Raw genomic sequence first — 3,200 nt, 5'->3', positions numbered from 1 at the left:
AAAAACCTTGAGGTCAAGTCCTCGGCCTATTAGTACCGGTCAGCTCCACACGTTACCGCGCTTCCACACCCGGCCTATCAACCCAATCATCCATTGGGGGCCTTACCCTCTCACAAGGTGGGAGACCTCATCTCAAGGCGAGCTTCCCGCTTAGATGCTTTCAGCGGTTATCCCTCCCGAACGTAGCCAACCAGCCATGCTCCTGGCGGAACAACTGGCACACCAGAGGTTCGTCCGTCCCGGTCCTCTCGTACTAGGGACAGCCCCTTTCAAGTCTCCTACGCGCGCAGCGGATAGGGACCGAACTGTCTCGCGACGTTCTAAACCCAGCTCGCGTACCGCTTTAATGGGCGAACAGCCCAACCCTTGGGACCTACTCCAGCCCCAGGATGCGACGAGCCGACATCGAGGTGCCAAACCATCCCGTCGATATGGACTCTTGGGGAAGATCAGCCTGTTATCCCCGGGGTACCTTTTAGCCGTTGAGCGACGGCGCTTCCACAAGCCACCGCCGGATCACTAGTCCCAGCTTTCGCTCCTGCTCGACCCGTCGGTCTCACAGTCAAGCTCCCTTGTGCACTTACACTCAACACCTGATTACCAACCAGGCTGAGGGAACCTTTGGGCGCCTCCGTTACCCTTTAGGAGGCAACCGCCCCAGTTAAACTACCCACCAGACACTGTCCCTGATCCGGATCACGGACCCAGGTTAGACATCCAAAACGACCAGAGTGGTATTTCACCAATGACTCCACACCAACTAGCGTCGATGCTTCACCGTCTCCCACCTATCCTACACAAACCGTTCCAAACACCAATGTCAAGCTATAGTGAAGGTCCCGGGGTCTTTCCGTCCTGCTGCGCGTAACGAGCATCTTTACTCGTAGTGCAATTTCGCCGGGTCTGCGGTTGAGACAGCGGGGAAGTCGTTACGCCATTCGTGCAGGTCGGAACTTACCCGACAAGGAATTTCGCTACCTTAGGATGGTTATAGTTACCACCGCCGTTTACTGGCGCTTAAGTTCTCAGCTTCGCCAACCAAAGTCAGCTAACCGGTCCCCTTAACGTTCCAGCACCGGGCAGGCGTCAGTCCGTATACATCGTCTTACGACTTCGCACGGACCTGTGTTTTTAGTAAACAGTCGCTTCCCCCTGGCCTCTGCGACCCCCACCAGCTCCGAACGCAAAGGTTCATCACCAGCGAAGGCCCCCCTTCTCCCGAAGTTACGGGGGCAATTTGCCGAGTTCCTTAACCACAGTTCACCCGATCGCCTTAGTATTCTCTACCTGACCACCTGAGTCGGTTTAGGGTACGGGCCGCCACGACACTCACTAGAGGCTTTTCTCGGCAGCATAGGATCATCCACTTCGCCACAATCGGCTCGGCATCACATCTCAGGAACATGAGAGGCGGATTTGCCTACCTCTCTCCCTACATGCTTACCCCAGGACAACCACCGCCTGGGCTGGACTACCTTCCTGCGTCACCCCATCGCTTACCTACTACCAGATCAGGCCAGGCGTTCACCCTGACGCCCGCTCCGAAGAGCAGACCGGGTTAAGGACCCTTAGTATCACTGGATTCAGTACTGGCGCATCGTAGCGGGTACGGGAATATCAACCCGTTGTCCATCGACTACGCCTGTCGGCCTCGCCTTAGGTCCCGACTTACCCTGGGCGGATTAGCCTGCCCCAGGAACCCTTGGTCATCCGGCGCAGAAGTTTCTCACTTCTGATTCGCTACTCATGCCTGCATTCTCACTCGCACAGCCTCCACAACTGGATCACTCCGCTGCTTCTCCGGCCGCACGACGCTCCCCTACCCATCCACACACCCAGACGGAAACCCGCCAGGCTACATGTGTGAATGCCACGACTTCGGCGGTGTACTTGAGCCCCGCTACATTATCGGCGCGGAATCACTTGACCAGTGAGCTATTACGCACTCTTTCAAGGGTGGCTGCTTCTAAGCCAACCTCCTGGTTGTCACTGCGACTCCACATCCTTTCCCACTTAGCACACGCTTAGGGGCCTTAGTCGGTGATCTGGGCTGTTTCCCTCTCGACTACGGAGCTTATCCCCCGCAGTCTCACTGCCACGCTCTCACTTACCGGCATTCGGAGTTTGGCTGACGTCAGTAACCCGGTAAGGCCCATCAGCCATCCAGTGCTCTACCTCCGGCAAGAAACACGCAACGCTGCACCTAAATGCATTTCGGGGAGAACCAGCTATCACGGAGTTTGATTGGCCTTTCACCCCTAAACACAGGTCATCCCCCAGGTTTTCAACCCTGGTGGGTTCGGTCCTCCACGCAGTCTTACCCACGCTTCAACCTGCCCATGCCTAGATCACTCCGCTTCGGGTCTACAGCATGCGACTCAAACGCCCTATTCAGACTCGCTTTCGCTACGGCTCCCCCACACGGGTTAACCTCGCCACACACCATAACTCGCAGGCTCATTCTTCAAAAGGCACGCAGTCACATCACAAACACCCCGAAGAGTGTTTACGCTCCTACGGCTTGTAGGCACACGGTTTCAGGTACTATTTCACGACCCCTCACCGGGGCGCTTTTCACCTTTCCCTCACGGTACTAGTTCACTATCGGTCATCAGGGAGTATTTAGGCTTACCAGGTGGTCCTGGCAGATTCACACAGGATTTCTCGGGCCCCGTGCTACTTGGGATCCCCTCAAACAGTCGGCAAGGTTTCACCTACCCGGCTCTCACGGTCTCCGGCGCTCCTTCCCAGAAGCTTCGACTACCCCACCGATTTCTCACTGCCTGAAGAGGCGGCAGCCTCCCCCAGAGGGTCCCACGACCCCGCACACGCAACGCCTGCCGGCTATCACACGCATACGGTTTAGCCTCATCCGCTTTCGCTCACCACTACTCACGGAATCACAATTTTGTTTTCTCTTCCTACGGGTACTGAGATGTTTCACTTCCCCGCGTTACCACCAACCGCCCTATACATTCAAGCGGAGGCAACACCACATGACTGGTGCTAGGTTTCCCCATTCGGACATCCCCGGATCAACGTCTGGTTGGCGACTCCCCGAGGCTTAACGCAGCCTCCCACGTCCTTCATCGGCTCCTGATGCCAAGGCATCCACCGTGTGCCCTAAAAAACTTGGCCACAAAGATGCTCGCGTCCACTATGCAAATCTCAAACAACAAACAGCAACCCAACCCACCCCG

General features: G+C 56.5%; 1 rRNA gene. It reads right to left on the bottom strand.

What is annotated here, in order from left to right:
- Window positions 1-9: 9 nt before the first annotated feature.
- Window positions 10-3,138, bottom strand: a 23S ribosomal RNA gene (locus ACIBVQ_RS40470).
- Window positions 3,139-3,200 lie beyond the last annotated feature (62 nt).

It is taken from the genome of Streptosporangium sp. NPDC049376 (assembly GCF_044466505.1).
In the GTDB taxonomy this organism is placed as follows: domain Bacteria; phylum Actinomycetota; class Actinomycetes; order Streptosporangiales; family Streptosporangiaceae; genus Streptosporangium.
This window is presented reverse-complemented; position numbering and strand designations above follow the sequence as displayed.